26 protein-coding genes, 2 tRNA genes and 1 CRISPR repeat array are annotated in these 24,521 nt (G+C 39.7%); of the genes, 7 read left to right on the top strand and 21 right to left on the bottom strand.

The features are described from left to right. Window positions 1–170 precede the first annotated feature (170 nt). From DFR58_RS06680 to DFR58_RS22600, 3 genes are read left to right on the top strand one after another with little or no spacing between them, the layout of a single operon-like run. Complete coding sequence (locus DFR58_RS06680; protein WP_207659144.1) at window positions 171–1,808, top strand: sensor histidine kinase; 1,638 nt, start codon at window positions 171–173, stop codon at window positions 1,806–1,808. Between the two features lie 10 nt (window positions 1,809–1,818). Next, a complete protein-coding gene (locus DFR58_RS06675; protein ID WP_114297038.1) occupies window positions 1,819–3,399 on the top strand; it encodes a response regulator in 1,581 nt (526 codons plus the stop codon). Then, a complete protein-coding gene (locus DFR58_RS22600; protein WP_114297174.1) occupies window positions 3,390–3,443 on the top strand; it encodes an AgrD family cyclic lactone autoinducer peptide in 54 nt (17 codons plus the stop codon). The genes DFR58_RS06675 and DFR58_RS22600 overlap by 10 nt, the downstream gene beginning before the upstream one ends. Before the next feature lie 12 nt (window positions 3,444–3,455). On the opposite strand, the gene DFR58_RS06665 is transcribed toward DFR58_RS22600, so the two are convergent. Beyond that, window positions 3,456–4,076 (bottom strand): TetR/AcrR family transcriptional regulator, encoded by a 621-nt coding sequence (locus DFR58_RS06665; protein WP_114297037.1) that lies wholly within the window; start codon window positions 4,074–4,076, stop codon window positions 3,456–3,458. A 380-nt stretch (window positions 4,077–4,456) separates the two neighbouring features. Between DFR58_RS06665 and DFR58_RS06660 the strand changes: the two genes are divergently transcribed. Then, a complete protein-coding gene (locus tag DFR58_RS06660; protein WP_170138057.1) occupies window positions 4,457–5,263 on the top strand; it encodes a class I SAM-dependent methyltransferase in 807 nt (268 codons plus the stop codon). Between the two features lie 70 nt (window positions 5,264–5,333). On the opposite strand, the gene DFR58_RS06655 is transcribed toward DFR58_RS06660, so the two are convergent. The 8 genes from DFR58_RS06655 to DFR58_RS06620 all read right to left on the bottom strand — a co-directional run bounded on the left by DFR58_RS06655 (window position 5,334) and on the right by DFR58_RS06620 (window position 12,926). Continuing rightward, window positions 5,334–6,110: a transposase gene (locus DFR58_RS06655; protein ID WP_114297035.1), complete on the bottom strand. Its 777-nt coding sequence runs from the start codon at window positions 6,108–6,110 to the stop codon at window positions 5,334–5,336. A gap of 48 nt (window positions 6,111–6,158) precedes the next feature. Next, window positions 6,159–7,109: an ABC transporter permease gene (locus tag DFR58_RS06650; protein WP_114297034.1), complete on the bottom strand. Its 951-nt coding sequence runs from the start codon at window positions 7,107–7,109 to the stop codon at window positions 6,159–6,161. A gap of 6 nt (window positions 7,110–7,115) precedes the next feature. Then, complete coding sequence (locus DFR58_RS06645; RefSeq protein ID WP_114297033.1) at window positions 7,116–8,297, bottom strand: ABC transporter permease; 1,182 nt, start codon at window positions 8,295–8,297, stop codon at window positions 7,116–7,118. Next, complete coding sequence (locus DFR58_RS06640) at window positions 8,290–9,834, bottom strand: ABC transporter ATP-binding protein (protein WP_114297032.1); 1,545 nt, start codon at window positions 9,832–9,834, stop codon at window positions 8,290–8,292. Before DFR58_RS06640 ends, DFR58_RS06645 begins: the two co-directional genes overlap by 8 nt. A gap of 3 nt (window positions 9,835–9,837) precedes the next feature. Continuing rightward, window positions 9,838–10,959, bottom strand: coding sequence for a BMP family lipoprotein (locus DFR58_RS06635; protein WP_114297173.1), 1,122 nt, complete (start codon window positions 10,957–10,959; stop codon window positions 9,838–9,840). A 167-nt stretch (window positions 10,960–11,126) separates the two neighbouring features. After that, complete coding sequence (locus DFR58_RS06630; RefSeq protein ID WP_170138056.1) at window positions 11,127–11,687, bottom strand: GNAT family N-acetyltransferase; 561 nt, start codon at window positions 11,685–11,687, stop codon at window positions 11,127–11,129. A gap of 13 nt (window positions 11,688–11,700) precedes the next feature. Then, window positions 11,701–12,495: a SprT-like domain-containing protein gene (locus tag DFR58_RS06625; RefSeq protein ID WP_114297030.1), complete on the bottom strand. Its 795-nt coding sequence runs from the start codon at window positions 12,493–12,495 to the stop codon at window positions 11,701–11,703. Window positions 12,496–12,506: 11 nt separating this feature from the next. Continuing rightward, window positions 12,507–12,926 (bottom strand): PaaI family thioesterase, encoded by a 420-nt coding sequence (locus DFR58_RS06620; protein WP_114297029.1) that lies wholly within the window; start codon window positions 12,924–12,926, stop codon window positions 12,507–12,509. 387 nt (window positions 12,927–13,313) lie between these two features. Here DFR58_RS06620 and DFR58_RS06610 point away from each other — a divergent pair, with 387 nt between their 5' ends. Then, on the top strand, window positions 13,314–13,574 hold the full coding sequence (locus tag DFR58_RS06610) for a hypothetical protein (protein WP_114297027.1): 261 nt from the start codon (window positions 13,314–13,316) through the stop codon (window positions 13,572–13,574). Next, on the top strand, window positions 13,561–13,896 hold the full coding sequence (locus DFR58_RS06605) for a type II toxin-antitoxin system PemK/MazF family toxin (protein WP_242987443.1): 336 nt from the start codon (window positions 13,561–13,563) through the stop codon (window positions 13,894–13,896). The genes DFR58_RS06610 and DFR58_RS06605 overlap by 14 nt, the downstream gene beginning before the upstream one ends. A gap of 40 nt (window positions 13,897–13,936) precedes the next feature. Here DFR58_RS06605 and DFR58_RS06600 read toward each other — a convergent pair whose 3' ends face one another. From DFR58_RS06600 to DFR58_RS06540, 12 genes are all read right to left on the bottom strand, one after another. Beyond that, window positions 13,937–14,767: an Rpn family recombination-promoting nuclease/putative transposase gene (locus tag DFR58_RS06600; protein WP_114297025.1), complete on the bottom strand. Its 831-nt coding sequence runs from the start codon at window positions 14,765–14,767 to the stop codon at window positions 13,937–13,939. Between the two features lie 403 nt (window positions 14,768–15,170). Then, window positions 15,171–15,948: direct repeats of the CRISPR family, unit length 37 nt; unit sequence GTTTCAATCCTTGTTTTAATGGAACTTGCTCTTAAAC. A gap of 928 nt (window positions 15,949–16,876) precedes the next feature. Next, window positions 16,877–17,731: an Rpn family recombination-promoting nuclease/putative transposase gene (locus DFR58_RS06590; protein WP_114297023.1), complete on the bottom strand. Its 855-nt coding sequence runs from the start codon at window positions 17,729–17,731 to the stop codon at window positions 16,877–16,879. A 211-nt stretch (window positions 17,732–17,942) separates the two neighbouring features. Next, window positions 17,943–18,019, bottom strand: a tRNA-Met gene (locus DFR58_RS06585). Between the two features lie 33 nt (window positions 18,020–18,052). After that, window positions 18,053–18,141, bottom strand: a tRNA-Leu gene (locus tag DFR58_RS06580). Window positions 18,142–18,347: 206 nt separating this feature from the next. Continuing rightward, the gene (locus DFR58_RS06575) at window positions 18,348–18,776 is read right to left on the bottom strand and encodes a S1 RNA-binding domain-containing protein (protein ID WP_114297022.1); all 429 of its coding nucleotides are present in this window, start codon (window positions 18,774–18,776) and stop codon (window positions 18,348–18,350) included. Between the two features lie 118 nt (window positions 18,777–18,894). Then, window positions 18,895–19,170, bottom strand: a complete 276-nt coding sequence (locus tag DFR58_RS06570; protein WP_114297021.1) for an FtsB family cell division protein — start codon at window positions 19,168–19,170, stop codon at window positions 18,895–18,897. Window positions 19,171–19,250: 80 nt separating this feature from the next. Next, on the bottom strand, window positions 19,251–19,760 hold the full coding sequence (gene yabQ / locus DFR58_RS06565) for a spore cortex biosynthesis protein YabQ (RefSeq protein WP_114297020.1): 510 nt from the start codon (window positions 19,758–19,760) through the stop codon (window positions 19,251–19,253). A 34-nt stretch (window positions 19,761–19,794) separates the two neighbouring features. After that, window positions 19,795–20,088, bottom strand: coding sequence for a sporulation protein YabP (gene yabP / locus DFR58_RS06560; protein ID WP_114297019.1), 294 nt, complete (start codon window positions 20,086–20,088; stop codon window positions 19,795–19,797). A gap of 280 nt (window positions 20,089–20,368) precedes the next feature. Beyond that, window positions 20,369–20,608, bottom strand: coding sequence for an RNA-binding S4 domain-containing protein (locus DFR58_RS06555; RefSeq protein ID WP_114297018.1), 240 nt, complete (start codon window positions 20,606–20,608; stop codon window positions 20,369–20,371). Between the two features lie 308 nt (window positions 20,609–20,916). After that, window positions 20,917–21,192 carry an HU family DNA-binding protein gene (locus DFR58_RS06550; protein WP_114297017.1) on the bottom strand — a complete coding sequence of 92 codons (276 nt, stop codon included), beginning with the start codon at window positions 21,190–21,192 and terminating at the stop codon, window positions 20,917–20,919. A 70-nt stretch (window positions 21,193–21,262) separates the two neighbouring features. Then, window positions 21,263–22,063 carry a nucleoside triphosphate pyrophosphohydrolase gene (mazG, locus tag DFR58_RS06545; protein ID WP_114297016.1) on the bottom strand — a complete coding sequence of 267 codons (801 nt, stop codon included), beginning with the start codon at window positions 22,061–22,063 and terminating at the stop codon, window positions 21,263–21,265. A gap of 133 nt (window positions 22,064–22,196) precedes the next feature. Next, window positions 22,197–22,934, bottom strand: coding sequence for an SH3 domain-containing protein (locus tag DFR58_RS06540; protein WP_114297015.1), 738 nt, complete (start codon window positions 22,932–22,934; stop codon window positions 22,197–22,199). 317 nt (window positions 22,935–23,251) lie between these two features. Between DFR58_RS06540 and DFR58_RS06535 the strand changes: the two genes are divergently transcribed. Then, window positions 23,252–24,490 (top strand): D-alanyl-D-alanine carboxypeptidase family protein, encoded by a 1,239-nt coding sequence (locus DFR58_RS06535; protein ID WP_114297014.1) that lies wholly within the window; start codon window positions 23,252–23,254, stop codon window positions 24,488–24,490. Window positions 24,491–24,521: the final 31 nt, after the last annotated feature.

Raw genomic sequence — 24,521 nt, 5'->3', positions numbered from 1 at the left:
TCTTAAACATTAAAGCAAAGTTTCTCATTATATTTATTGCGATATCTGTAATTCCGATTATAATTGTTACCATAACATCTTACAACAGCTATACAGAGCTTATCAGTCAGCACGTATCACTAGTTTCTTCAAATACCCTTAAAAATTCAGTAGAAAGGGTAAGTTATGTTTTGCAGGATATAAATCGAATCACTGTATCCTTTCAACAGTACTCGGCAGATACATATAATTCAACAACAGATAGCACAATAGCCGAAGAATTAAAAAAATTGAACGATAACATTAATAGTTGGTCTCAATACGATCTTTATATGAGTAGAAAAAAAATGAGGTTTCTTTGTGAGAATCTTATGTACGGATATAGCTATATAAATGGGATTTATATATTTACTCTGAATGGTAATTATATAAGTTATAGCAGTTCAGGAACCGATCTTAAACTTGGCTATACTCCATTTAACGACGAATGGTATAAAAAGACGTTAGAGAATAATGGTCAGTTATATGTTAGCGATGTGGAACCCAAAAGTTTTATATTAAATTCTAAAAACTCGATTTTTTTTTCTCGAGCAATTTTTGATACAAGCACTCGTGAATTCCTTGGTGTCCTTATGTTGGACTGCAGTCTTGACATATTTAATGGTTTGGACAGAGATATTATTCCTAATATAACGGATATTTATCTGGTTAATGAGAGTGGGAAAATTTTATTTGATAACGAAAAGAATAATATAGGGCAATATTTGTCCAGCGATATACTTAATAAAACCTCAAGCGGCGCTGAAGGCAGCTTTGAAATGGAAAAAGGAAGCGTGCTTACTGTATACAAATCGTTCCCGAATAATAATTGGAAAGTTGTAGCCTCTGTGTCAATAAATGAATTAAACAAACAGTTTGGCATCACTAAAAAATTAATAATATATATATCAGGAACATGTACTGTTATTTTCATAATACTGTCCGTAATACTATCAACTTTTTTGACTAAACCAATCACTGAATTAAGTGATATCATGCGTAAAAACAAATTACATAAACTTGTAATTGCAAAAAAGAAGCATTTGGAGCGTATTGATGAAATAGGTACATTATATAATGAATATAACAATATGATAAATGAAATAAATACTTATATAAAGGAAAGCTATCAAAACAAGCTCATAGCCCTGGATTCGCAAATGAAGGCTTTGGAAGCCCAGATAAATTCCCACTTTTTATATAATACTCTTGAATCTATCCACAGCATAGCAGAAATAGAGGAAGTGAATAGTATTGCTATCATGTCAAAAGCTCTCGGAGATATGTTCAGATACAGCATAAAGACTACTAGCGAATTAGTAACGGTAGAAGAAGAATTATTACATGTTAATAACTATTTGTCTATTCAAAAAATCCGTTATGAGGATAAGATTAGTTTCGTACAAAACATACAAGTTGATTTATCTTGTAATAAAGTTCTAAAACTTATACTCCAGCCAATAATTGAAAATGCTATTTATCACGGCCTAGAAAGTAAAAAGAGCAAAGGAATCCTTACTATAAAAGGTTACGGTACAGAAAGGGAACTTTGTTTCGAGATTATGGATGACGGAATAGGAATGTCTGTTGAACAGGTTAATGAAATAAAGGAATTATTGAGTGAAAAACCTAAATTTACCGAACTGGGTCAAAGAAATAAACGCAGTATCGGAATAAAAAACGTACATTCAAGAATCCAGCTCTATTACGGTATGGAATACGGTTTGAGCTTTGAAAGTGAGCAAAATTCAGGAACAAAGGTTAAGGTTCGTGTACCAAGAGTAATTTAGGAGGTATTTTATGTATAAATTTATAATTGTAGATGATGAGCCTTTGATAAGACGTGGCATATTGAAGAAGCTAGAGACCTATGAAAAAAATATTTCATTTGCCGGTGAAGCAGATAACGGTGAAGATGCCCTAAAATTGGTACATAAGATCAATCCTGATATAATAATTACCGATATGAGAATGCCTCTTATGGATGGAAAATCTCTGTTAAAGCTTATTCAAAAGGATTATCCTGAAAAGAAAATAATTGTCATTAGTGGATATAGTGATTTTGAATACATGAAGGAAGCCATCTCTGCAAATGTGGTAAGCTACTTGTTAAAGCCTTTTAATCGTGAAGAACTTCATAAGACCCTGACAAAAGCAATCTCTCTCATAGAAAGAGATAATTCTATTCAACAAAAAATAGAACTCATTGAAGATGAGAAGGAGCAAATCAGCTATAATTCTGATTTACAATCCTTGAGCAGCATAATCCTCGACATTAACAAGAAAGACGCTGTCCCAAGTATCAGGTCGGGAAAACTGAAAATCATAGATAATGCAGATTCCTTTTTGCTTCTTTCCATATATTCAACCAGTAAACTGGAGGAATATGTTTTTTATAATTACATGGAACAGAATGACTTAAATAATTCCTGCATTTTTCTTCCTCATCCTTATAATGACCAAATTTGTTTCTTCATATTGCTCTATTCAGAACAATTGGATAATAAAATTATTGAATTGGCCTCTCAAACTGCAAAAAATCTGATTGAGATATTCAGCAGCAGCCCGTTAACTGAAGTTTTTATCGGTATCAGCAATATAAAGCACAATATTATTGAATTGCGTCAAGCTTATAAGGAAACTGTTTCGGCTTTAGACAGCAGAAAGATTTTTGATAACAGTATTTTTCACTTTTTCACGGATGACACTACTGTTCCGAATTCATTTGAGTGGGAAAACTCTGATGATCTAGTATTTTACATTGAATCCGGAAATACTCAAAAAATAACAGAATTAACCAGAGATTTGTTCGAATTTTTTTCCAGAGATCCGCTAATGACACTAGCTGTAGTTAAACGTAATTGCCGGAGTCTGCTTAAAGAAGCAAGAGATTTATTACATGAATATTTTGATTCAATGCCAGATAATACACTTCCATCCAGCTATGAAACAATAATTGATACATTATTTGACATAAATTCAATTAGAGCATATTTACTTCAAGTATTATCAAACATTTCTCTGATGCTGGGACAAAAAGCAATTTATTCTTCTGAAAATATTATAGATAATATTAAAACCTATGTACAAAAAAATTATTCTAAAAATTTGACATTAGAGAAAATATCTTCATTATTCTTTATTAACCCCAGTTATTGCAGCTACTTGTTTAAGGAAAAATCCGGTGATAATTTCATTGATTTTATAAATAAAGTAAGAATACAAAAAGCTACAGAGTTACTCAGAAATTCTGATAATAAAGTGTATAAGATAGCAAAAACCATTGGCTTTGATAATACAAAATATTTTTTTAGGGTGTTTAAAAAGGTAACCGGGTATACCCCTAAAGAGTACAAAGCTATATGTGATCTTTGGAAATAAAGCTTATTCTACACCAGCCTAAAGCACCTAAGAATTTAAAGTAGTAAATTCATACGCTAAGTATTCGAAGTATGATGAGCGGTATCTGTTTTTTGATACCAGTTTTTAACCAATCCACCCATAAATAGGTTGAACATGCTGATTTGAAATTCTTTCCCTTTTTTGATGTACTCAGGACTTCTGACAATTGGACCAAAGGCAGAAAAATAGGCGAGAATCGCTTCATTGTCGAGGGAGGAATCAATATCGCCCGAGCGTTTCCCTTCTTCCATAAACTTCATAATTATCGGTAGAGCATAAGTGGCAGTCATTTCCTTGATAAGCCTGAGAAGTTCCGGGTCGTCCCATGCCGTGGAATGGATAAACCGCTCTCCAATCCTTTCCCTCCCGGCAAGCCTTGTGTTCAGAAGTTCGAGCAGCTTTTTATGAAAAGGCTTGGTGCTTGAAAGGATGGTTTCATATTCCTTCATGAGCAGCTCAATCCATGAAAACATTGCCTCTTTCGCCAATGCTTCTTTATCCCCAAAATATTTGAACAGGGTAACTCGGGACACATTTGCTTTTGCCGCAATGTCGGTGACACTGACCGCCGCAATGCCTTTTTCTGAGAACAGTTCCTGCGCCGCTTTAACAATGGCATCCCGCTTTTTTTGGGTTCTTCTCTTGTATCCGTTCATACATGCACCTGCTTTCTATATAGTTTAGGCTTTTACATATCGGATAACGGAGGATGTAAAATAATATCCTCCATAATAATTTCTACTCTAACTATAGAAGCATGTATACCTGTAGAAGGCGCTTGTGATTTTAGTTAGCTTAAATTATATCCCGGTCACGCATTCCGGGGAAATTATTTTTCCGGAAATTATTTTACATCCTTTTTAGATAGTTTGTATCCTAATTTATATAGGTTCAGTATACCACGAATATGAACCGACGTAAATTGTAAGTTCAATTCATATTGACTTGCAGATAGAAAAAGAGTATAATGAACTCAGATAATATATCAGTTCATTATTTAAAAAGAGGGCGGGCATTGATATTGGGAGGTGTTAATATGAAAATGCATTTGAAAAATGAAATGGAAACTCTAATAATCCCACTGTACGGTAAAGCTAAGATGAGCAAAATGGGAGTTTTTAAGGATCCATATGCCGAAGCGGCGATAGGCAAGCTTGATTACGATTACTCAAGGCTGAAAATCCAAAATAAAACACAGGTTATGCTTGCAATGCGTGCGGCAATTATTGACGATTTCTCAAGGAGTTTCATCGGAGAAAGTCCAAGCTGCTTGGTTTTGCATCTCGGTTGCGGACTTGATGCACGATTTATGCGGTTGGGACTTCATGTTGGAATGTGGTATGATTTGGACTTCCCAGCAGTTATTGATATTAAAAAGCAATTGTACGGTGAAACAGACAGCTATAAATACATTGCTTCCTCTGTTACAGACCTAAGATGGTTGGAGGGCATGGGAGCAGTCGAATATGAGGTACTTGTTATTGCAGAGGGATTGTTTATGTATCTTTCTGAAAATGAGATAAAAGCACTTTTAAGCGCCTTGAAATCCAAGTTTAAGAGCTATACGATAATTTTCGATGCATATTCTAAATTGACTGCAAAAAGTTCAAAGCATCATCCATCGTTGAAAAAAACAGGCGCAACTATAAAATGGGGGGTTGATGACCCTCGGGAAATGGAAGGTTACACTAAGGGGGCAAAGCTTTCGAAAACGCTCTATTTGACTGATAAAAACGTGATTGAAGCACTGCCCCGAAACTATCGCCCAATATTTAAGCTTGCAGGCCTTTTTAAAAGTTCAAGGGAAGCACATAGAGTTTTTGTTATGAATGTTAGAGAATAAAAATCCCGCACCCTCAATATTCAAAGGTTTCGGGATTTTATTATTCATAAAGGATACACTTTATTTTTTTTTACTGCACCATGGAGATCAGTGTTTGAGAAAGTCCCAGTATTCTTGCCGCCTGTCTTTGTGACAGGCCGTCAATTTTTTTTATTTTCATAATTATTTCGTTTCTTATTCCCTTTGGCAAATTTCTTATTTCGCCTATATCCATCTCAGGAGCCAGACTTGTTATGTGTGCCCTTGCCTGATCATCCGTAAGCTTTACGGAGGAATTGCAGTCCATGCAGCTATCCTGATTTCTCGCTTCATTAAATTTTCTAAAGTCTTGTGAAGCCGCTGCTTCATCCTCAGAAAACGTTTTGAGTAAAGGCTTTATATCTAAAAGCCCGGCGGGACATGCTTCCTCTCCGTAATATTCTCCGCAGCTGCTCCATTTCCATTCCGAGGGTGTTGATGCAATTCCGGCATTAACGGGATTTTGATGTATATATCTCGCCACTGTCAAGAGATACTCATCGGTCTCTATATTTTCACTTTGGTATCTGCCATAAAATACATGTCCCATCGACTTGTACTTTCTGTTGTAGTGCCCCGCGTAGCTCACTGCAAGCCTCTTCATGGTATCGGAAAGCTCTTCCTCTCCCCTTTTTATAAGCAAATGCAAATGATCAATCATAAGGCACCATGCATAAATTTGTACTTTAAGCTCTCTACCGCACCTGCCAAGCTTCTTAAGAAACATCAAATTATCTTCATCATCCCTGAATATGGCTCGCCCGGTTCTGCCTCTCAGTATTATATGGTATATACCGCTATTACTTTTTTCTCTGGCTAATCTAGGCATTTTTACACCAACTTTTTTGCTTTAATCTTATTATTAAACAGCTCTTCATCAAAAAACCTGTCCCGCTGCCTTTGGAGCTCTGGACTTTTTAGAGGTAAAGGCCAAGACAACCATAGTGGCTATATATGGCAGCATTTTGTAATAGGCTTGATTTATGCTTAAAGCATCCAGAAACGGGATCAGTGAGATTGAATAGGCCAGAGTACGAAGGAGCGCGAAAAATAATGCCGCAAGCAAAATTTTAATCGGCTTCCACTGCCCGAATATCATAACGGCAATTGCAAGGAATCCAAATCCCGCAACTCCCGTATGTCCGTTAATGTTTCCGTCCATCACGCCTACCGCATAGAAAAAGCCCCCGATGCCTCCCAAGATACCCGAAATGCCCGTGCCTGCATACCGCATAAAATGCACATTTATACCTGCCGAGCCTGCCGCGTGAGGATGCTCTCCACATGCACGAAGACGCAGCCCAAACTTGGTTTTATAAAAAATAACGGTAGAGGCAACGAGAAGCACCCCTCCCATATACACGGTGATATATGTATTCTGAAACAGCATTTCTCCAAGCACCGGTATTTCTCCAAGCAGCGGAACCTTTTTAATATAAAAGCTGCTGTCCGTTGTAATTCCGTCACTGTTGAAATGCATTTTGGAAAACAGCAAAATGGCGGCAGGAACCAGCATATTTAACGCAGTCCCGATAATTGTCTGATCCGCCTTCATGTTAATCGCCGCAAAGGACAGAAGCAGTGAATATATAAATCCCGAGCCCGCCGCAATAAGCATCCCGGCGAGCAGTATCATCTGTGCATCAATGCCCGTACCCTGCACAAAAAAAACAAACAGGCATCCGAAAAACGCTCCGAACAGCATTATGCCCTCAAGTGCAATATTGACAACTCCGCCGCGCTCACTGAACATGCCTCCAAGTGCTACCAGAAGCAGAGGCATCGCAACGGGAAGCATATTTTGAATAAGATAATATAAAATGCCCATAAAAATTTACGCCTCCTCTCCTCCGGCACTTGCGGGCGCATTTGAAGCGTCCGTGCTCTGTGTCTGCTTTTGTTTATGCCTTTTGTTATACTCTTTTGATATAAACCTGCCCAGTGTGGCTTTTATGAGCACCGAAAAGGCGGAGAAATAAATAATTACCGCCACCACCGCATCAATAATTTCCGGCTTGTATCCATAAAGGCTTGCCAGTGTACCCCCTCTTTGAATATGCGATATGAATAACGCCGAAAATATAATGCCTATGGGACTGGAGTTCCCGAGAAGCGCTACAGCTATTCCGTTAAATCCGTTTGCCGCAATAACATTAATAGGCTCATACGTCATGCTGCTTCCCGGTATGATGGACGGAGCCAGAATGGCAAACGCTCCCCCAAGCCCCGACAGAGCCCCTGCAATTGCCATAGTCACAATAATGTTGCGTTTTCCGCTCATGCCTGCATATATACTTGCGTATCTGTTATAGCCGGTAGCTTTCAGTTCGTATCCAAACACAGTTTTATTTAGGATAATATATAAGATGACAGCCACTGCAACTGCAATAAAAATGGAGATGTTTGCACTGGAATTCTTTACTCCCAGTGAAGGAATCTGAGCCGACAGAGGAAGGTATGCCGTTCTGGCTTTAGAGGAAACATACATTGCCGAATTGCCCTGTATAAGCATGTCCACAATATACATTCCCACATAGTTGAACATGATGGAGGTAATAACCTCATTAACATTTAACAGCGCCTTAAATACACCGGGAATAAGCCCCCACAGCAATCCTCCTGCCATACCCGCGGCAACGCAGGCCAGCCAATGAATTGAGTCCGGCATATCCCACATGAACCCTGCATACAGTGCAAAAAACATTCCCATTGTATACTGGCCTGAGGCTCCTATATTGAATAGTCCCAATTTAAAGGCAAACCCCACAGAAAGCCCTGTCATCAGTATAGGAGTTGTAAAGTAAAGCAAATCGCCAAGACGCAGAAATCCTCCCCAAAGCACCGTCATAAAGCCTGAAAAGGAATTGCCCGTACTCGCTATGGCCATGACAATATAACCAAAAATAAGCCCTAGGAATATTGCCAGCAGCGATGCCAGAAATGCAGAAAACCCCTTGTTTTTCACCAGCTTTTTCAAGTTAAATGCTTTTAACGGGGTAAATGTGTTATTACGCATTTTCAATCTCCTTTATCAAGCTGCGTTTTGCTCCCGACATATAAAGGCCAAGCTCCTGAACGGAAGCTGTCGAAGGATCAAGCTCACCTACTATCTCACCCTCATACATTACAAGAATGCGATCACTTACATTCATAACCTCCTCAAGCTCAAGGGATACCAGCAGTACCCCCTTCCCCTCATTGCGTCCTGCAACAAGCTGCTTATGTATGTACTCTATAGCGCCCACATCAAGGCCGCGTGTGGGCTGCACGGCTACCAGCAGTTCATGCTGCTTGTCCATCTCGCGTGCGATGACAGCCTTTTGCTGATTTCCTCCCGACATTCCGCGCACAATCGTGGCAGCACCCTGACCGCTGCGCACATCAAACCGCTCAATCAGCTCTTCGGCATATGCACGGACCTCATGGCGTTTTATAAAGCCCATATGCTGAAACTCAGGCTGCCAATACCTCTGGAGCACTATATTATCCTCGAGAGTATAATCAAGTATAAGCCCATGCTTTTGCCGGTCTTCAGGTATGTGGCTCATACCGGCCTTGGAACGGGCGCGGATTGATGCCTTTGCAATAGCCCTGCCACAAAGGGTAATGCTTCCTGTGCTTAATTTTTCAAGGCCGGTTAATGCTGAAACCAATTCGGTTTGGCCATTTCCTTCAATGCCTGCAAGGCACACAATTTCACCCTGCCTTACATCAAACGAAACGTTCTTGACTGCATTTCCTTTATGAATTTTGGAAGGAACGGTAACATTTCTCACAGACAGCACAGCCTTACCGGATTTTATTTCTTTTTTATCCGTCTTAAAGCTTATATCACGCCCGACCATCATTCTTGACAGCTCTTCTCTGGTAGAGCTCCCCACCTCAACCGTACCCGTGCATTTGCCCTTGCGCAGCACCGTGCAGCGGTCTGCAACAGCCATAATCTCATTGAGCTTATGAGTTATAAACAGTATGGACTTGCCCTCTCTTGCAAACCCCCTCATTATTTCCATAAGCTCGCCAATCTCTTGAGGAGTCAGAACTGCAGTCGGTTCGTCAAAAATTAAAATATCGTTTTCACGAAACAGCATTTTTAAAATCTCAACCCGCTGCTGCATTCCCACCGAAATGTCCTCAATTAAGGCATCGGGATTCACCTTAAGCCCATATTTTTCACTGAGCCCGACCACCCTCTCTCTGGCCTTTTTTTTGCCCAGAAGCCCAAGCCTGCCGGGCTCAACACCCAGTATAATGTTTTCAAGCACCGTGAAAATTTCCACAAGCTTGAAATGCTGATGTACCATTCCGATCCCAAACCTGTTGGCATCATTGGGGCTGCCTATTCTTATCGTTTTGCCGTTCTTTCTGATCTCGCCCTCTTCAGCCTGATATAGCCCAAAGAGTACGCCCATGAGGGTAGACTTGCCCGCTCCATTTTCACCCAGCAAGGCGTGGATTTCACCTTTTCTCAGGCGCAGCGTAATATTACTGTTTGCTGTAACCCCCGGAAATTCTTTAGTTATACCCAGCATCTCTATAATATATTCCTGCATACACTATCTTACCTTAACTGTAACCTTTTTAAGCCCAAGTCCCGATACAAGCTCTGCGTCTGACGCATAGCCTTTGGAATCCTGAATATTAATAGTACGCAAGGGCTTTACCGAGCCATCGGAAAGAGCCTTGTATATGACATCATAATCCTGTTTGGAGAAAGACGCAAACCTGTCGAAGGCGTTGCCGTCCTTCTGGCCTATTACAATCGTAGGCAGACCCACACCGCCATTCGATGCACTGAAGTATGTAGTCTCCCCTCCATACGTATTCCAGCTTTTGGTATTGTAAATAGAATCGAGAACCTGTCCCACCGAAGTGCCAAGGCCCTTCATGGCAGATGTAATAACTGTTTCACTGTCATATCTCTGATCAACGTCAACGCCTATAACCTTTCTCCCAGCCTCCGCAGCAGCAGACATAACGCTCTTTCCTGCCGAGCCTCCGCAAGCGAATATGCACTCGGTGCCTTCCTGATACATCGTTTTGGCGGTAGACTTATTTGTGTCAGTCTCGGCAAAATCACCGGTATAGTGGTAAATAACAGAAACGCTTCCGTCTGCAAGCCCCTGCTTTACCGCAGCAGCCTCGGCCCCCTGCAAATAGCCGTACCCGTAGGCCTGAACAGCAGGTATAGCCATTCCTCCCATAAATCCAAGCTTTTTTATTCCGTCGGCAACTGCGGCATATCCGGCCAGATAACCTGATTGCTCTTCACTATACATAACACTTGCCACATTTTTTTCTGTTTTTGATATTGAATTATCTGCGGTATGAGGTTTTCCATCCAGAAGTATAATTTTGACATCAGGATATTTTGTCTGTGCTTCGTAAACAGCCACCTCAAACAAATAGCCCGGTGTTACAATAACCTTTGCTCCTCCTGCAACAGCTAAGTCTATAGCTGCAAGATAGCCTGCATCGGATACCTCCTCGGGCTTGTAATATTTGTGAGTGATTTTGTTTTTCTCGGCAAACTCCACCACTCCCTCCCATGATCCCTGATTAAAAGATTTGTCGTCAATATTCCCCTTGTCGGTGATGAGCGCGATTTCAAAGCCCTTACCTTGTTCCGCTCCGCCGCACCCGGCAAGCATAGTGCAGGTAAAGATAAGCGCCAACATAACTGCCAAAAATTTTTTCACAAAACGTCCCCCTTGTTTCCCAATTATAGTGATATTCAAGTATATTTTAACATCTATACACAAATTATCAACCACTAATCATGGGGACATTTCCCATTGAATCACAACAAATTATATTGGATTTATTTATTGATTTTTAACGTAAATTAAAGCATTTTAATCATATGAAAATAGCTGTGTCCCGCTATTTCAATTTCTTTTTCCGTAAGATATCCCATTCCCTTATACAACCTTTGAGCACGGGTGTTATTAAGCTCCACATTTATGGACAGGCAGGTAAGTCCTCTGTCTCTTGCCTCTGCCTGAACGCTTTTCAAAAGCTCCGTGCCGATACCCCTTCCTCTGAACTCCGGCATAACGCAGAGGGAATCTATATAAAATTCTTCTTCCTCCGCTTCCTTATCCAGTATAATATCCTCACTCAGTGAAAACGTATCTCTTATAATCCCGGAAAGCTCCCTGTCAAGCCTTCCTGCATCCGCGCCGTGATACACCACTGCCATCCCCACGGCATGGCTCTCTATTTCCTTTACCCATATGTTATTGTAGCTGAACCTGCTGGCCTCGCCCTTAAATGCTCTGACTATAAATTCAAGGACCTTAGGCTTGGCATGTGCCTTAAGCATGGGAATATCCATTTCATCCAGAATAATATATATCAGCTCCGCCACTTGGGGAGCATCCGTTTTTTTTGCACGTCTTATCAATTCCGATCTCTCCTTACTCCAAAAGAGACAGAGGAACATAGTACTTTGAGTACTTGTTCCCCGCCTTGTCTGTGAGATGCCCATTCTTATCGTTTACCATTACGGTGGCTCTCTTATTTATATTATAGAGTATTCCCGTGAGCCTCTTCCCTTCAAACGTAAAGGAAACAGTGTCTCCGATATTAATTCCTAGCTTCTGCCTGGCTATCTGCTTGTGAGTCGCAAGCCTGTGGTAGCTTTCAGTCTGCCCGAAAATATTATTGGCTATTGCTTTAAACCTGCTGCCGCTGCAATTTGATCTTTTAAAAAGGACAAACTCAATTACATGACAAAGCTCGTGCTCAAACACAAGCTGCATTGCCTCAAGGCTGCTGCTTGTATTTATTCCGCACACCGTATTGGTACCCTTAACCGTTCCATAGTGAAAAAAGAAGTCAACCCCTATCCTGATCTCTATAGAAAGCTCCTCAGGCTTTATGGAATCTATGTTTTTAGGGCAAAGCGTAAGCCCCGCGCTTTTTGTCATACGCCGTGAAAGTGAAAATTTAAGTTTACCCGGAAAGCTGTTCTTAAACCAGCTTTGAAAGAATATTTTATCATACAGCTCAAACATCAGCTTAAGATCAGAAACGGATATTGTTTCAATTGTGCTGCTTTTTATATTGCGAGAGCTTTCTTTTAAAAAGGCAGCTATTTGCATTCTTTTATTGCTGATATCCTGAGGCTTTTGTTTTATATTTATTAAATCCAGCATCGGTAATTCCTCATCCGTGAATTCGTATGCATCCTTAAGATAATCTGTTTTCATTTATGAGTATATCATATTGTTTCTATAATAGGTATATCTTTATCTGTAATAAACATTGTAATAATTGACTTGCTATAGAGCGTGCCATCTTCAGAACGCACCTCAACCTCACACCTGCTTATTGTCCTTCCAAAGGCAATCATTTTGGCCTCAGCAATCACCTTCCCGGAAAATGCGGGCTTGATATATTCGGTATGAGCAGTCAGCGTGACAGCCTGTTTTCCGCAGAAAACAATAGCGGTGCCTGCCGCCACATCAGCCATAGTATACAGCAATCCGCCATGCATACTGCCCATATAATTTTTGCTTGTCTCACCTATTGTCAATTCGACCGTTGCGTACCCCTCTCCCATATCGGTCAAGCTCATACCGTTATTTACAGAAAACATGTCGTGCTTATTAAAATATTCCTTGTATTTTTGAAAATCCATCAATATCCTTTACCCTCCCATTAAATGCAGATAGTGCAAAATTCACAGTCCTACCCGGCTTCATAAGCTTATGCTGCGACTCTCCCTTACGTATAATAGCATACCGCTGCGCCATATACAATATTCCGATATAACCAAACAAAACAACTGCTTTATTTTTTACTTTATATGTAAGTCTATGATTACCATCAATAACCACTAAATTATGCGTATTATTTAAAAATGGCACTATAAACATCGGCTTTTCAGAATTTGTATAAGAATTTGCAAATGAAAGAAGTATGAATTACTTCCTCCCCATGAGAAAACAATTTTAAGTTGATAAATATTCTGCCGCATGGTATACTAAATAGTAGACTTATAATTCCACTTTAGGAGTGATTTTTTATGGTTGAAACTAAATCAATTAAAGTTGCAGCTTCAACATACGAAATATTAAAGGAAGCCGCTGAAAAAGAAAATACTACTTTACAGGCAATTTTAGATAAGTTGGCAAGAGAATATAAAACTAAAAAGTTTTTTGAGGAAGTTAATTTGGCATATGAAAGAATGTCGTCAGAAGATTGGGAAAACGAATTGGCTGAACGCAAGGAATTGGATATTACGCTTATGGATGGATCGGGGGATGCTTCTGATGAAACGTGGTGAAATTTGGTTTGTAAACTTAGACCCCGTTATAGGTAATGAACAAGCTGGCAAAAGACCGGTTCTTGTTATTTCTGTTGATGCTTTTAATCTTGGCGGTTCAAGGATGGTAGTTGCCGTACCATTTACAAAGCGTGATAAAAAACAACCTCTCCACGTTTTGGTAAAGGCACAAGAAACAGGATTAACAGTTGATTCATTTATAAAAACAGAGGATATTAGGGGTATATCCAAGGAACGATTGATTAGCAAAATTGGCGAAGTAAATGAATCAACAATTTCTGAGGTTGAAATAAGACTTAAAAGGCTTTTAGGACTAGAATAATCCACAAATACTACAAAAGTTCAAGGGCAGCCTCTTCCTCTTATTTTATATTCTCTACCTCTTCCACTGTCAGTCCTGTAAGCTTAGCTATGTCATCATCCTTTATTCCCTGACTCCGCATATTTTTAACTATCTGAATATTTCTCATTTCTATGCCTTCTTGTCTTGCTCCTGTAATCCTTGTTATCTCATCATGCACAGCCATTTCCCGCGCTTCATAGTACCTTCTTATCTCATCGAAGCTTCCAAGATACTGAAGCACCTCCTCAGCCCTTGCTATTGCAGGCTCTTCTCTCATTGCCATCTCAATCATCTCCTCCGGCGAATCTTCAATAAACACCAGCCATCTGTCCAGCGGCTTTCCTAAATCCGGCTTTGCCCTCCTGAACTTGGGCAACTCTATAAACCTTACCTCCATTATGTCTGTCAGCTTGCAGTCCTTATGCCTGTCTTCCCATAGGTGAAACACAGTGCTGTAGCTGTCCACATCTATATAGCTGAAATCCAGTATGTTTATCGTTATTGTCTTTTTAAGCTCATTAAAGGGCTGTCCCTCCTTAAGCTGTTCCGTAAATATTTTCGACCAGTAAAAAATAGTCCTCTTATCCATATTATACTGGTTTACAAGCTGAACCTCTATATTTATATGCTCTCCAAGCATGGTTTTGGCCCTTATATCCAGTATTCCCAGCTTGTCGTTTATTCCTTCCTTTTTTAAGCGTGTATTTTCTATTATCTCAATGTCCAGAAGCCGTTTGTTTCCTTCAAGCTCCAGCACCGCGTTTAAAAAACTTATCAGTATTTCCTTATTTTCAGGCTGCCCGAATATCCTCTGGAATATAAAGTCATTCTTTACTTTCAGCCTCTTCATACAAACCACCACATCCCGCATACCGTTATTTTCAATATATTATTATTTTACCAGAAATCATCACATATTAACATAGATTTGTTTGTCGGCTTCGTAAGAAATGAGGTAGGCTTTGCTGTGAAGCAGCCGAAAGCGGCAAACGCGCCGAAAAAAATTGTGTCCAAACATATAATCAAGGCTCTCAGGGGAATCCCTGAGAGCCTTGATATTAGTGGTTGCGGGAGCCCGCAGCACGTAATATGTACTACTTTTCTATATCGCGGAACGTTTTCCAAACTGTTTTTAGAGACAACAAAGAAATTAAGACCCAGAGATTAGCAGGGCCTTTATATAATATGCTTTAATGGACCCTACATTTAAGCAGACTTCCACCTTGATTTATTATTGTCACATCCGAAAAATTGTTTCAATCCTTGTTTTAATGGAACTTGCTCTTAAACTTTCTGACCTGTCAACAGATTTGCAGGATTTGATCTGTTTCAATCCTTGTTTTAATGGAACTTGCTCTTAAACCTCATGTTGCATCAGTCATAGAAATTATATTCGTATGTTTCAATCCTTGTTTTAATGGAACTTGCTCTTAAACTTTATCCAATTTCAATTTAATTTTCTCTATATATAGGTTTCAATCCTTGTTTTAATGGAACTTGCTCTTAAACAATGAACAGGACTTTTCAGTAACAAGAGTTTTAGCAAGGTTTCAATCCTTGTTTTAATGGAACTTGCTCTTAAACAAAAAAGCACCAGGATATGGGATTATTCCAAATAGTATTAGTTTCAATCCTTGTTTTAATGGAACTTGCTCTTAAACATTTCCTCTGCCGTAACCATTGACGAATGGGCGAAAGGTTTCAATCCTTGTTTTAATGGAACTTGCTCTTAAACTACAAAAAAAATGTATCCCGAAGATATAGATACTATGTTTCAATCCTTGTTTTAATGGAACTTGCTCTTAAACAAAAAAGCCGCACAGAGTATGCATAAAAAATTTATACTGTTTCAATCCTTGTTTTAATGGAACTTGCTCTTAAACTCTGAAATTATGGCGATAATTAACAACCTCTATGAGTTTCAATCCTTGTTTTAATGGAACTTGCTCTTAAACCCATTACAGTAGTGTCCAACAAGCTTTCTCCTGTTTCCAGTTTCAATCCTTGTTTTAATGGAACTTGCTCTTAAACAGACCTTTTGGGCAAAATCCTTATATTTCAGTCATTACAGCATTTTCTTGACCCCTTAAATATTGTACTTTTTTTCGTACATCAGGCTCTTTTACCCCGTTTTTTACCCATTTTTCAATCAGCAACAGAGCACTTAAGCCCTACAGCCATGTGCTTTTGCGGATCCAAAGCCGTAAAATGCCGATAATTTCTCAGGAACAGAAATTTTCAAGGTGCAAATCTGCCGGAACACACCGCTTTTAAATCCGGGTGTGTTACTTTCTTGCCTTTACGCTGATTTTACCATATATCCTTTTATTTATCAACATATGTTTTGCTTCGTTGCCAATACGCTTCTCCGATATATCTAATTTTAGTATATATATAATCCCATCAGACTCCCGCGGATACTTTTTCTCAGTACCCCTACCATGCAGCCTATAGCAAATCCCGCATATGAATCTCATCCCCAGAAGCTACATCGCTTTCCCCCAAGGGAAAGCTTCCTATCAAAAATCAGTGCAGCTTATACACACATATACTCTTATATATTAAAGCCTCAAATGCTCTTATGGGTTCTCCTATCCTGCCAGACAAGGTTTCTTGCACGGTCTGGTAATCAACGATTTGGACTATTCTTTTGCCCTGTCTCAAGGAATTGGAATCTTCGGTTAAAATCACTCATAATTTTGTAAATATACCGATAGGTTTAGCCCTTCCAGCAGCAAAACACACCTCATCCTTTCTATGTATTGGTATTATATGTAGGTTATTTACAGTCCGACTGGACATGATAGAGAAGTATGCCATTCGTTAAGTTTTTAACACTCTGAAATGCAAAAAAAGCTCTGGAAAGCCACAGTCCTCTACCTCACTAAGGCTTTCCAGAGCTTCCTTGTAATCTTGGCTTACTTTTTTGAGAACCGCCCCCAAAGGCAACCTCTTCTCCTTATTTTATATTCTTTACCTCTTCCACTGTCAGTCCTGTAAGCTTAGCTATGTCATCATCCTTTATTCCCTGACTCCGCATATTTTTAACTATCTGAATATTTCTCATTTCTATGCCTTCCTGTCTGCCTTCCTGTCTGCCTTCCTGCCTTGCTCCTGTAATCCTTGTGATTTCATCATGCACAGCCATTTCCCGCGCTTCGTAGTACCTTCTTATCTCATCGAAGCTTCCAAGATACTGAAGCACCTCCTCAGCCCTTGCTATTGCAGGCTCTTCTCTCATTGCCATCTCAATCATCTCCTCTGGCGAATCTTCAATAAACACCAGCCACCTGTCCAGCGGCTTTCCTAAATCCGGCTTTGCCCTCCTGAACTTGGGCAACTCTATAAACCTTACCTCCATTATGTCCGTCAGCTTGCAGTCCTTATGCCTGTCTTCCCACAGGTGGAACACAGTGCTGTAGCTGTCCACATCTATATAGCTGAAATCCAGTATGTTTATCGTTATTGTCTTTTTAAGCTCATTGAAGGACTGCCCCTCCTTAAGCTGCTCTGTGAATATTTTAGACCAGTAAAATATGGTGCGTTTATCCATATTATACTGGTTTACAAGCTGAACCTCTATGTTTATATGCTCTCCGAGCATGGTTTTTGCCCTTATATCCAGTATTCCCAGCTTGTCGTTTATCCCTTCCTTTTTTAAGCGTGTATTTTCTATTATCTCAATGTCCAGAAGCCGTTTGTTTCCTTCAAGCTCCAGTACCGCGTTTAAAAAGCTTATCAGTATTTCCTTATTTTCAGGCTGTCCGAATATCTTCTGGAATATAAAGTCGTTCTTTACCTTCAGCCTTTTCATACAACCTATCACATCCCGCATACCGTATTTTTAATATATTATTATTTTACCAGAAATCATCACGGATTAACATAGATTTGTTTGTCGGCTTCGTAAGAAATAAGGCAGGCTTTGCTGTGAAGCAGCCGGAAGCGGCAAAGGCACCGAAAAAAATTGTGTCCAAACATATAATCAAGGCTCACAGGGATTTTCCTGTGAGCCTTAATATTAGTGGTTGCGGGAGCCAGATTTGAACTGACGACCTTCGGGTTATGAGCCCGACGAGCTACCGGACTGCTCCATCCCGCGGTATATAAATATTGCATGAAATTTAACGCATTCTGGTGCCGGAGACCGGAATCGAACCGGTACGGTCGGTAAGGACCGCAGGATTTTAAGTCCTGTGCGTCTGCCAGTTCCGCCACTCCGGCTTACTCTTATGGCGTATCACCCATCGGCGACTTTTCTATTATAATACATACTGCTATGTGTGTCAACACTTTATTTTATTTAATTTTCTACTTATAAAATCCCCCGCTTATGAAGGCTTTATAACATTGTATATCCTGTTTTATCTGCGCGAAAAACAAAACGGACTTAAAGTCCGTCGTATTTGCATAGATAAAGAATCAATCGTTTAAAACTGAATGGATTTCCTGTATCCGCCGCTTCCTCTTTTTGATTCAAAGTTTTTTTTAAGGTCGTGAAGCTTCTCATCACTGTCCTTCATAAATTTCGAAAGACGATCTTCAAATGACAGGTTATCATTCCCGCTTTTATTCCAGTCTACATCCGCAGGCCTGCTGGATCTGACACTAGCCCTTCCAGTCTCTGTAAGTGCCTTTTTAATTGACAAGCTTATCTTTCCATTGTTGTCTATAGAGATTACCCTGACCTTAACAGACTGATTTTCTTTAAGATGTGCTTTAATATCTTTTACGTACTCTTCCGCAACCTCAGAAATGTGTACTAAACCTGTCTTTCCACCTGCTAGCTGAACAAAAGCTCCAAAGCTTGTGATCCCGGAAACCTTTCCTTCAACTACCGTTCCTACCTCAACCAGCATATACTAAGAAATCCTCCTAAAAAAAGTTATAAACCATCTTGATTATATAGCATATCCAACAATTCGTCAAGCACCTGATTCAAGTTTTTTACCGCGTTTCCAGTGCCCCTTTAACGAATTAATCCACATTAATAAAAACCTTTTCTCCCGGCTTTATAAACCCCAGCCTTTCCCTTGCAACGCGCTCGATAAATTCATCGGAGTTTATATCCTCCTTCTGTCTCTTTAAGCTTTTATTTACCCTTTTCTCCTCCTCAATCTTTCTTTCGATCTGTTTTCTTTCCTCTTGCTTAGCGTATATGATTCTTTGCTGGTCTATCATAATACAGGATAAATATATAATACCCGCAAGTATTATAAACAAACCAAGCCTGGATTTTTTCCTCTTGCTCATATCCTGTCCGCTCCCCTAAAATATGTAAATATGCTCCATATATAATATATTTCTATATATCGGCTTAAAATCCTTCTTTATTAAATCTTTTTCCTTATATTTTTTAATACTCTTTTCAGCCCTGCAACTTTTTGCAGCCTGCTTTTGCCAATTCTCCCCGCCCCCCTCACGCCTTTCCCTGCCAGCCTTAACAGCCACTTGCACGGCCTCCTTAATATTCTTGCCAACAGCCTTATAGGGTAAGTTGCTATAGTCCATATGATTTTTAATATTTTGGAAATAATTTTTATTGCAGTAAGGAAAAGCTTCATTACAATCCTGCTTAAAGCAACGACATATAAAGTAACCCCCAAAATAGTACCCGCAAAAATGTACCCTCTTATTTCTCCATCATTGCTATAGTATACTATTATAAACATTACCAGTGTAACAATAAGCCAATATACCAAATCCTCCATATTAGTAGCAATGATTCTGGTTCTTACGGTTCTTCTCTTAATTCTGAAGATATCGTAGATAAATCCAATAATCATGCCGCCAACTACCGCACATAAAAAAATGTGCGCCTGACTGCTAACAGAAATAGTCAACTATTTATCCTACCTCCATGGCTATAAACAGAATTTATTTGAACATTTTGCTAAAGAAGCCCCCGCCCTTGGATTTTGAGCCTTCCTTATCGGAATACTCGCAGCTCATGATATCTCCTTCAATGTTAAGAACAGAATCATCAAGGTTCAGCTTGTTTATATGAAGGTCTTCCCCCCGTATAATAAGCAAGCCCATTTCAGTATCCACTATAACCGATTCGTCATTAAAGCTCTCAACATCAATAACCCCGGAAATACTGAGCTTTTCTCTGTTTTCAAGGATGATATTCTGTGACTTCTGTCTGGGAACCTTTTTTTCTTCAATCATTTTTCGTCTCCATTTCCGGCATGGAATATGCGGCATATTCCCTTGCCGATACTAAAATTTTTCATAAAGCTTTATCGGTTAACGCACTGTCTAAGCTGTCGGGCTTTTGTTTTTGATGTCCAAAAGCAAGCTGCACAGGCAGGCTGCTAATTATAAATATGCATGTACAAGTGAAAAAATTACAGCATAAATAAAAAATCAAGGCCTATAGAAGCTGAAGGATCTATTTTTTAATCCTTCGCTCTGCCTTGATTGGTAATGCTCTTTTAAAATAAATGCACTATTTAATTATGTACATTTCCTTGGATTCGGCCTTTGAAACATGCTCCGATATTGAAGTTACTTCTACCTTGGTATTGCTGTTTCCAAACTGAATCTCAATGACATCTCCCACCTTGATGTCAGTTCCCGGCTTTGCCGTTTTACCGTTTATTTTGACTCTTTCCTGCTCACAGGCCTCATTTGCCAGCGTGCGTCTCTTTATAAGCCTTGAAACCTTTAAAAATTTGTCGATTCTCAAAATTCAATTCCCCCTTAGATATCTAGCGATAAAGATTTTACATGGAGGATATAACTTAATGGAAGAAATTTTTTTGACCCGTAAGGAATCCATCTAAGAAAAGCGCCTGATGATTTACCCGTGAGACATTTCCCCGCAAGGCGTCTTTTCGTTGCTGTTAAAAATTTCTGTAAGTAATTATATCCTCTATGTTTGTAAAATCTTTATCGAGTCCTATATAGATATGTCCATCCAAACCCAATATCCCATGATTCAAAAGCTCCCATGCATTTTATTATACACAGGAGCTTTTGATACAACAATTTATTTTACTTGTTTATTGAGTCCTTTAATGCTTTTCCGACTTTGAAAACAGGAGCCTTAGAAGCAGGAATGTCTATTTCCTCCTTTGTCTGGGGATTTCTCCCCTTCCTTGCAGCCCTTTCTCTTACCTCAAATGAGCCAAAACCCACAAGCTGAATCTTTTCCCCTTTTGAAAGAGCATCCTCCACGCTTTCCATAAATGCATTCAATGCCTTCTCAGCATCCTTTTTTGATAAATCGCTTTTCTCAGCCATATCGGCTATTAAATCTGATTTGTTCATTTATTTTCCTCCTTTTTAAACAATTGACGGTGTGCTTAAAATTATAGCACCCGGCAATTAATTGCTGATTTTATGCTTTTTCTTCTGAAAAATATGCTTTGGCCTCATTCCAGAGCTGATCCATTTCCGCCAAACTCATATCCTCCAGCTTATTGCCATTTTTTATGCTGTTGCTTTCGACATATTCAAATCTCTTTATAAACTTGTTTATAGTCCCCGTAAGCGCCAGCTCGGGCTGTAGCTTTAAAAACCTTGACAAATTTACCAGAGAAAATAATACATCTCCCAGTTCATCCTTTATTCTTTCCATATTTTCACTTTTATATACATCCCTAAGCTCTCTTATTTCCTCTTCAACCTTAGAAAACACATCGTCTAAGTTATCCCAATCAAATCCCACCTGAGCCGCCTTCTGCTGAACCTTGTAGCTTCTCATCAGAGCAGGAAGGTTTGACGGCACATCCTTCAATACCCCCGTCTGGGTTTTCAAGCCCTTCTCCCTCTTCTTCAAAACCTCCCAGTTCTCCACCACCTGCTCAGGGGTGTCGGCCATGTCATTTCCGAAAACATGGGTGTGTCTCAAAATAAGCTTTCTGCATATGCCTGTAATAACATCATCCATACTAAAAGCCTTTGTCTCTCTGGCTATCTGTGCATGGAACACCACCTGCAAAAGCACGTCACCCAGCTCCTCACACAGCTTGTCCCTGTCATTTAAATCTATTGCCTCCAGTGCTTCATAGGTTTCCTCAATGAAACAGCTTTTGAGGCTTTCATGAGTCTGCTTCCTATCCCACGGGCAGCCCTTCTCACTTCTCAACAGCTCTATCAAGTCAATCAAGTCGCTGAGGCTGTACTTGTCCTTGAGCATAATTCATCTCCTGTCCAACTGCTATATAAAAAGCATATCCAAAACTCATAAATTTAACCATGTCACATACCTATTTTATATAGTAATGCCCCGTAAGTCAAACAATTGGGCAAAAATCCTTCATATTAAAGCCTTATTGCTGCTGCATGGTGATATATTTACCCATTACCCAGCCCGAAACACCGTTTGCAGTCTTTATATTGTACCATTCTCCGCTTTTTGACAGCACCGTCACGCTGTCTCCCTTAACGAGGCTTCCTACGATTTGTGCACTGGTGCTTTTTTCAGCCCTTATGTTAAGGGAGGATGCATTAACAATTCCCTTTTGAGTAACCGTCTCCACCGGCTTTTCGACCTTCTCCACAGGAGCGTCCTCTACCTTGTAGCCGCCTCTTATCAGCACCCAGCACTGGCCTGTAACCTTAAAGCCTCTTCCGTCATCCCTTGCTGAAATAACCAGATGATTGTATTCCAATGCCTGTCCGTTGTCAAGATCCTTAGCGGAGGTTGTATCGCAAAGCCCTCCGTTCTGTCCCTTAACAGACACAGCCTTCCCCGATCTCATAACAATTTCCGTCCCCGCACCCGTATAAACAATTTTACCCGCGTCTATGGAAACGGATTCAAAGCCCTGTGCCGCCGTACCCGCTCCGCCTGACTTAAGTTCCTCCACCTGCTTTTTTAATTCCTCCACCTTTTTTTTATATTGCTCTATACTCGCGTCCACATAGCTTTTAGACACCAAAGGGTCTTGGTCAGACCCCGGCTCCGCCGCTCCGTCGGATGCCGCCAAAATTATGTTGAACCCTATCGACACTATTAAAAGAAGGGTCAAAGGAAAAATTAAAATCATATGCCTTGGTAATTTCATAGTAGTCTCCTATACAAAGATATTTTCATAGCCTGATGTATTAAATTATAATTTTTACAGATGAATATTTGGTTACAATATCTTTAAAACATTGTAACAATTATATGTCATCTGATGAATATATGTAGTTAATAAACACCTCTTCAACTCATAAACTGCCCGTCTCCGGCAATCCTGCCTTCCGTTTCATGGCCTCTTGCCGGCAAGGTGCCAAAATTGACTAATACACTAATCAATTATATAATACTTGATATAAATGTTTATTTCAAACATTTCCTTTGCAAAATTGATACAAATGCCGGAAAGGGGATTTGAAAATGCAGCTTAAGAAGCTTTTTTGTTTATTTATAACAATTATTATTGTCGCATCATACTCATTTTCAGCCTTTGGCTTACCCGGCTCTTCCGCTGAAAAAGCTCCCGATATTGATGCCGCATCGGCAATATTAACCGAGCCGCTTAGGGGGCAGACGCTTTACAGTAAGAATCCTTCCCAAAGGCTTCATGTATCAAGTGCGTCAAAAATAATGACCGCAATCATTGTTATAGAAAGAGCAAAGCTTGACGCAAAAATTGCAATCAGCAAGGAATCCGTAGATGTAACGGGTTCAATGCTTAATCTTGAAGCGGGTGAAAAATTCACTGTCGAGGATCTTCTGTACGCAGTGCTCCTTACACCTGCAAACGATGCCGCCAATGCGCTTGCAGAGTTTGCGGGAGGAGATGCCGATAAATTCGTTTCTATGATGAACAGCAAGGCAAAAGAGCTCAATATGGAGAACACACTTTTTAAAAATGTTACCGGGCTTTTTGATAAGGATCAGTATACAACAGCACAGGATATTTCCCTGCTTATGAGCCATGCATTGAAAAACCCTGAGTTTTCAAGGATTTTTTCCTCTAAGGGGAAGGTTTTTAATTCGGGAGTGCTTGTAAACCATAATAAGCTTTTTTGGGAATATGAAGGAGTTGACGGAGGAAAGGCAGGGTATAACGATAAGAATAAGCAATCCGCTATTACTACCGCAAAAAAAGGCAATCAAAGGTTTTTGTGCATAATTCTCGATTCGCCGGAGAATAGCGTGTGGTCCGATTCCTCAAAAATTTTCGACTATGCCTTTGATAATTTTAAAACGGATGTACTTGTGGAAAAGGGACAGAAGCTGCATAGCATAACCATATCCGACACACCGTTAAATCTCGTTTCACAGGAAGAGGTTCTTTATACCTATCCCATAGGAGAGAGCAATATAAGGGATGTAGAATTTCACTTAAACAATGATTTGAGGCTTCCTCTATTAAAAACCCAGAGTGTGGGGACAGCAAAGTATATTTTAGAGGACGAAACCATTATAAATATTTCCCTGTACCCTCAGGAGGACACCGGCGAGTCTAAAAAGACCGTAAGCTATATTTGGGGAAAGCTGACCGAGCACAAGGATTTGCTGTATCTGGTTGTTATTCTCATAATTATAGAGTTTCTTCTTATAATAAAGAGTTTGGTGGGATTTATAAAACGAAGGACTTCATTAAAGGAGAAAAGAGAGGACACATAGCTTTGTATTATGTCCCCTCTTTAAGCTTAAT

This window comes from Anaerobacterium chartisolvens (assembly GCF_003337415.1).
In the GTDB taxonomy this organism is placed as follows: Bacteria; Bacillota; Clostridia; order Acetivibrionales; family DSM-27016; genus Anaerobacterium; species Anaerobacterium chartisolvens.
The sequence above is the reverse complement of the archived record's forward strand: the minus strand, read 5'-3'. Positions and strand labels throughout refer to the sequence as shown.

Coding starts and splice junctions, on each gene's coding strand:
- DFR58_RS06535 (WP_114297014.1), top strand. CDS start 23,252: ATGCAGCTTAAGAAGCTTTTTTGTTTATTTATAACAATTATTATTGTC.
- DFR58_RS06570 (WP_114297021.1), bottom strand. CDS start 19,170: ATGAGCAAGAGGAAAAAATCCAGGCTTGGTTTGTTTATAATACTTGCG.
- DFR58_RS06550 (WP_114297017.1), bottom strand. CDS start 21,192: ATGAACAAATCAGATTTAATAGCCGATATGGCTGAGAAAAGCGATTTA.
- DFR58_RS06620 (WP_114297029.1), bottom strand. CDS start 12,926: ATGGATTTTCAAAAATACAAGGAATATTTTAATAAGCACGACATGTTT.
- DFR58_RS06675 (WP_114297038.1), top strand. CDS start 1,819: ATGTATAAATTTATAATTGTAGATGATGAGCCTTTGATAAGACGTGGC.
- DFR58_RS06600 (WP_114297025.1), bottom strand. CDS start 14,767: ATGAAGAGGCTGAAAGTAAAGAATGACTTTATATTCCAGAGGATATTC.
- DFR58_RS06590 (WP_114297023.1), bottom strand. CDS start 17,731: ATGAAAAGGCTGAAGGTAAAGAACGACTTTATATTCCAGAAGATATTC.
- DFR58_RS06655 (WP_114297035.1), bottom strand. CDS start 6,110: ATGCCTAGATTAGCCAGAGAAAAAAGTAATAGCGGTATATACCATATA.
- DFR58_RS06575 (WP_114297022.1), bottom strand. CDS start 18,776: ATGCTGGTTGAGGTAGGAACGGTAGTTGAAGGAAAGGTTTCCGGGATC.
- mazG (WP_114297016.1), bottom strand. CDS start 22,063: ATGCTCAAGGACAAGTACAGCCTCAGCGACTTGATTGACTTGATAGAG.
- DFR58_RS06540 (WP_114297015.1), bottom strand. CDS start 22,934: ATGAAATTACCAAGGCATATGATTTTAATTTTTCCTTTGACCCTTCTT.
- DFR58_RS06605 (WP_242987443.1), top strand. CDS start 13,561: ATGAAACGTGGTGAAATTTGGTTTGTAAACTTAGACCCCGTTATAGGT.
- DFR58_RS06635 (WP_114297173.1), bottom strand. CDS start 10,959: ATGTTGGCGCTTATCTTTACCTGCACTATGCTTGCCGGGTGCGGCGGA.
- DFR58_RS06665 (WP_114297037.1), bottom strand. CDS start 4,076: ATGAACGGATACAAGAGAAGAACCCAAAAAAAGCGGGATGCCATTGTT.
- DFR58_RS06610 (WP_114297027.1), top strand. CDS start 13,314: ATGGTTGAAACTAAATCAATTAAAGTTGCAGCTTCAACATACGAAATA.
- DFR58_RS06625 (WP_114297030.1), bottom strand. CDS start 12,495: ATGAAAACAGATTATCTTAAGGATGCATACGAATTCACGGATGAGGAA.
- yabP (WP_114297019.1), bottom strand. CDS start 20,088: ATGATTGAAGAAAAAAAGGTTCCCAGACAGAAGTCACAGAATATCATC.
- DFR58_RS06650 (WP_114297034.1), bottom strand. CDS start 7,109: ATGGGCATTTTATATTATCTTATTCAAAATATGCTTCCCGTTGCGATG.
- DFR58_RS06645 (WP_114297033.1), bottom strand. CDS start 8,297: ATGCGTAATAACACATTTACCCCGTTAAAAGCATTTAACTTGAAAAAG.
- DFR58_RS06660 (WP_170138057.1), top strand. CDS start 4,457: ATGAAAATGCATTTGAAAAATGAAATGGAAACTCTAATAATCCCACTG.
- DFR58_RS06640 (WP_114297032.1), bottom strand. CDS start 9,834: ATGCAGGAATATATTATAGAGATGCTGGGTATAACTAAAGAATTTCCG.